The organism is Candidatus Pantoea formicae, from assembly GCF_011752625.1.
Lineage (GTDB): Bacteria > Pseudomonadota > Gammaproteobacteria > Enterobacterales > Enterobacteriaceae > Pantoea > Pantoea formicae.
This window is the reverse complement of sequence record NZ_VWXD01000026.1, coordinates 1-5,105: the sequence shown is the minus strand read 5'-3', so window position 1 is coordinate 5,105 and position 5,105 is coordinate 1. Positions and strand designations below refer to the sequence as shown.

The 5,105-nt window shown below is 47.0% G+C and carries 3 protein-coding genes and 2 pseudogenes; 3 read left to right on the top strand and 2 right to left on the bottom strand.

Annotated features, from left to right (window positions below; all coding sequences use genetic code 11):
* The 3 genes and pseudogenes from F3J38_RS27650 to F3J38_RS27640 all read left to right on the top strand — a co-directional run.
* Positions 1-259, top strand: a pseudogene (locus tag F3J38_RS27650) (IS66 family transposase zinc-finger binding domain-containing protein); the annotation flags it as partial.
* Positions 260-477: 218 nt separating this feature from the next.
* On the top strand, positions 478-1,512 hold the full coding sequence (locus tag F3J38_RS27645; RefSeq protein ID WP_167144532.1) for a hypothetical protein: 1,035 nt from the start codon (positions 478-480) through the stop codon (positions 1,510-1,512).
* Between the two features lie 387 nt (positions 1,513-1,899).
* Positions 1,900-2,277: pseudogene (locus tag F3J38_RS27640) on the top strand (SOS response-associated peptidase family protein); the annotation flags it as partial.
* 95 nt (positions 2,278-2,372) lie between these two features.
* Here F3J38_RS27640 and F3J38_RS27635 read toward each other — a convergent pair.
* On the bottom strand, positions 2,373-3,608 hold the full coding sequence (locus F3J38_RS27635) for an MFS transporter (RefSeq protein ID WP_167144528.1): 1,236 nt from the start codon (positions 3,606-3,608) through the stop codon (positions 2,373-2,375).
* A 296-nt stretch (positions 3,609-3,904) separates the two neighbouring features.
* Positions 3,905-5,105 (bottom strand): IS66 family transposase (gene tnpC / locus F3J38_RS27630; RefSeq protein ID WP_167144526.1); only part of this gene is annotated, 1,201 nt, incomplete at its 5' end.

Here is a 5,105-nt window from a genome sequence, read left to right as displayed (position 1 = left end):
CGCCTGTCCGGCGTGCGGCGGCAGCCTCAGCCCGCTGGGCTGCGACATGTCCGAGCAGCTGGATCTCATCAGCAGCGCCTTCAGGGTTATCGAAACGCAGCGGCCAAAGCTGGTCTGCTGCAAGTGTGACCACATCGTTCAGGCCCCGATGCCGTCAAAACCCATCGAGCGCAGCTATGCCGGCCCCGGCCTGCTGGCGCGCATCGTCACGGCGAAGTTCGCGGAGCACACGCCTCACTACCGGCAGTCGGAGATATACGTAGGCGTAGCATCACGACAACATAATAAGATGTCGCTGAGTAGATACAGTAGACATCTATTACTCAGAAATGATTAAGGCAAAACTCATTTGGCATGAGATGTAAGGGCCGGGATTGAAAAAAAATAATAGTTTTGTTAAAAAATCACTTGGTAGTTTTAACTTTGTCAGAAATCATACCTAGCAATCTGTAGATGATGAATCCAGGGACACATAGAATGCTTAATGATATTTGCGTCGATATTTATAATTCTATTAATCACATATGCAAGCAGAGACTTATCGATGCAGGCTTCAAAGTGCCTGAAACAACAAAGTACGATTATTTATCTCTGCTTCTGAACATGAAAAGAAGGCTCGTAGAACCGCGCAAGCGAACTGTGCACGTTCACAGCAAACTGAGAGTGCCCGAAAAAAACTCAGATGGATTTATCAATCTGGTCAATAAAATGAAACTTGGAATCGACATTAATGGCCATCAAAGCCACCATTTGAAGAGGGCCGAATTTAATGATGACTTCCTGAATGACTTCGGACTTCATCACTTTCACCTTGGGACAACCAATCAAAAGACCGGGAAATATAAGCTTTTTATTGAAAGAACAGGCAATACAGTTTATGCAAAAGTCGATCAGGATGATATTTATATATTGGGAATATATGGCCATGAAAAGGGTGAAACAGACCTCATCAAATCTGATGAAGAGTTGTTAAAGTCGTTGTTCGATGAATGGCCCCATCTACTTGTAAAGTATAGAGCCATAGGTGCCAGAGGTCATTCTCTTACTCCAGAGGAGCGACACAGGTTACGTAGCAGTGCTGCCAATGTGATTACTTTACTTAAGGATGATATTGCCATTCTTTCTCCAGGTGGAGGCTATATGTCCAATAATATGAGCGCCGCTGTTTATAATGAGATTATGCATCTATATGGTAATCTTAGTAAACTTAAAACGCTACTATTTGAAATTCAGGAAAAAAATTACCCCTCGAACGCTTACTTCAGAGTAGTGTCCTTTGGGCATAACGAACTGAGCTTGTTTTGCAACAGAAACTGCTTTTTTACAAAAATAGAAAAACTTCAAAATGAAACTAAAACTGTGTGCTTAGCACCTGGATATGGCCCGATTTATTCTCATGGATTTGTGCCGAGTGAAACAACCAGGCTTTATAATTCTTTAATTTCAGCTTTAAACAGGACTGCTGACGTAACCTATTTACACCCATTCCCGACTATATATACAACTAAATAACCAACAGTAAAATGTGCAAAACCCTCATCTATTTAACAGGCTCAAAAAAAGCCTGATAATGCCACACATCAAAACCACTCACGCTTTTCACATGATTAAATTTTAGATAGGCATCCGCACACCTTCGACAGAAAATATTTCCTATTTACATTTTGATAAAGATGATTGTGGCCCTTGGGGCTTTCACAGCTCTTTGCAATATATCTCCAGTTGTACTCTGAAATATTCGCGTAACTCTCCTGACTGTTGTCGCTGGGCGCGACGCCGGGGCATCTCAATCCACGTTAATACGGTTCAGTTCTTCACGGGACCGGGCTGCAGTATTATGTGACATAATGAACCCTCCGAATAAATGTTACCGCCTATGCTGAATAGCAGGAGGTGCTTATGTGTGGACGTTTTGCGCAATACAACAGCAGAATTGATTTTTTCGAAGCTCTGGGCATCGGCCCGGAGGAATTATCCTACGACGCAGAGCCCATCGGCCGTTATAACGTGTCTCCGGGCACGAAGGTCCTGTTACTTAATGAGCGCGACGGCGATCTGAAGTTTGACCCCGTGTACTGGGGCTACGGTCCGGAGTGGTGGGATAAGCCTCCGCTCATCAACGCCCGCAGCGAAATAGCTGCGACAGGGCGTATGTTTAAGCCTTTGTGGGAGCACGGCCGCGCTATTGTGCCAGCATCAGGCTGGTTTGAGTGGAAAAAAGACGGCGACCAAAAACAGCCCTATTTTATTTATCAAAGGGACAAAGAACCGTTGTTCTTTTGTAAGCGTCACATATACGCCGTATTTTCGCGCACTCAGCGATGTATCAGCTCAGATTTAAACTAAGGTCTACATTGAGCGAAAAGTGAACATCATTTTGATTTGTTAATTGTAAGTTCACGCAAGCTGGATATGGGTAAATATAGGCATACTGTGGCTTGTAAGAAAAAACCAGCCAAAGCAATTAATATAGCAACAGTATTACCATAATGTGTGCCTAATACACCGCCCAGAGCGGCTCCAATAGGGCGTGCGCCAGCATTAACAGTTAAGAAAACTGAGGTTACACGACCTATAAGATTGTCGGGGGTAATATTCTGGCGAAGTGTAGTGGTTGTTATAGTCCACATCATCGGACCGGCCCCCAGTAAAAAAAAGCATAGTCCTGCAAACAGATACGTCGGTTGGATTAGGGTTAAGGCAAGACTGAGAGCAGCCAGAAAACCTGATAATGGCCCAACTTGTATTACCCGCCATGAAAATATCACGTGTCCAACCCTATGAGTAATTAGGGATCCGGTGACCATTCCTAATCCATACATGGCCATAGTCCCTCCTATTAATTGTGCGTTCAACCCTAATGTGTGAACTGCATAGGGGATATAAACTGCCTGTAAAATGAACCACGAAACATTAAATATAAGACCAACAATGATGATTTGACGCAAAATTGGATTTTTACAGATAAATATCGCTCCCTCTGCGATTTCAATAAATGGATGTCTGTGTTTAACTTTTGTAAATGGTAGATCGGGCCTTATACGCCATATTATAAGAATTGCAATTATAGATAAAACTATAGCTAACAGGAAAGCATTTGAAGCACCAGCCCATGCAACCAGTGTACCTGCTAGTGCCGGTCCTGCAGAAAATGCACTACTACGTGCTAACTCAACTCTTGCATTGGCTTTTGAAAGCAGATCTCTCGGTACGAGAGATGTGATCAGACCCGGTGAGGCAATATTAAACCCTACAGTACCTGTAGCACCAGTGAAACCTAGAATTGCTAACCAGCAAATAGAAAGCTTTGAAGTTAAAAACAAGACAAGCATTAATACCAATGATACCGCACGCAAGGTTTCTCCAGCTAGCATAATAGCCCTTTTAGGTATGCGATCCGCCAGTAAACCCAAAGGGATTGACATCAAAAGAAAAGGCAGCGTCTGAATTGCTGTTAATAATCCTATCTGCCCAGCATTTGCGTCAAACAGAAGGACGGCCAAAAGTGGGGCGGTAGCAAGGCTAAGTTGTTCAGCAGACTGCGCAGCTAAAACAGACCATCCTAATTTACTAATTCCATAATCTGAAGTGACCTTCTTATTTTTCATTGATTAATTCCCAATAAATATAATATTGCATTTATTTTGTCAGATTCATTTAATAGAAATGCTTGCTCTAACTTCAGGGAAAAGATTATTTCATGAAAAATGACTATCAACTCGCTGTTTTCGGACTTGGAGTTTTTATCAGGTGGCTTATAATTATTAATTAATTTTAAACAACAAAATTGAAAAATCGGGCTGGGTTTTTACACTTAAATGTGTGAGAACTGACTTTTCTCTTATGGCATAAAGTGGCATGTGATATTAGATTTAACCCTTTGCCATAGCGGTGTCAGGTCAGGTCAGATCTGAGCTAATGCAGTATATGTGAGATCGGTTTTCCACGGCAGCAAATCACGCAGACGATTCACAGGCCAGTCCTGAATGTGACTCAGGACATAACGTAGCCACGCCTCCGGGTCTACGCCGTTAAGCCGGCAGGTCCCGATAAGGGAGTACAGTACAGCAGCCCGCTTCCCCCCGCTGTCAGAACCCGCAAAAAGCCAGTTTTTCCGGCCCAGGGCAACACCGCGCAGGGCATTCTCAGCGATGTTGTTATCTATTTCGGCCCAGCCGTTGCCGCAATACAGGTTGAGTGCATCCCACTGCTTCAGCAGGTACGTGAACGCCTTCGCCGTATCCGAGTGGCGTGACAGCCCCGTCATCTGTGTCTGTATCCAGTCGTACAGCGACAGCATCAGCGCGATGGTTCTGGTTTTTCTCACCGCCAGCCGTTCGTCTGCCGGACTGCCGCGTATCTCCGCCTCGATGGCGTACAGCTCACCGATGCGTTTCAGCGCTTCGGTGGTGATATCCGTTGGTGTACGGACGTGCACGTCGTGGATTTTTCGTCGGGCGTGCGCCATGCAGGCCGCCTCAGTGATGCGTCCGTCCTCGTACAGCGCATTATAGCCACCGTACGCATCCGCCTGCAGGATACCGCTGTACCCGGCAAGGTGCTGCTGCGGATGCACGCCCTTACGGTCCGGCGAGTACGCGAACCAGACTGCAGGCGGAAGCTGTGAACCCGCGTTACGGTCATCCCGCACGTACACCCACAGCCGCGCAGTGCGCGTTTTGCCGCTGCCCGGCTCCTGAACCGGTACCGGGATATCGTCGGTGTGCACCTTGCCCGGCATCAGCACGTACTGTTTCAGCAGGTCATACAGCGGCTCCAGCAGTTCACTCACCGCCCCGGACCATCTCCCCAGCGTGGCCCGGCTCAGCTCCACGCCCTGACGGCGGTATATCTCTGACTGGCGGTAGTGAGGCGTATGCTCTGCGAACTTCGCCGTGACGATGCGCGCCAGCAGGCCGGGACCGGCGTAGCTGCGTTCGATGGGTTTTGACGGCATCGGGGACTGAATGATGTGGTCACACTTGCAGCAGGCCAGCTTCGGCCGCTGCGTTTCGATAACCCTGAAGGCGCTGCTGATGAGCTCCAGCTGCTCCGACACGTCGCAGCCCAGCGGGCTGAGGCTGCCGCCGCACGCCGGACAGGCA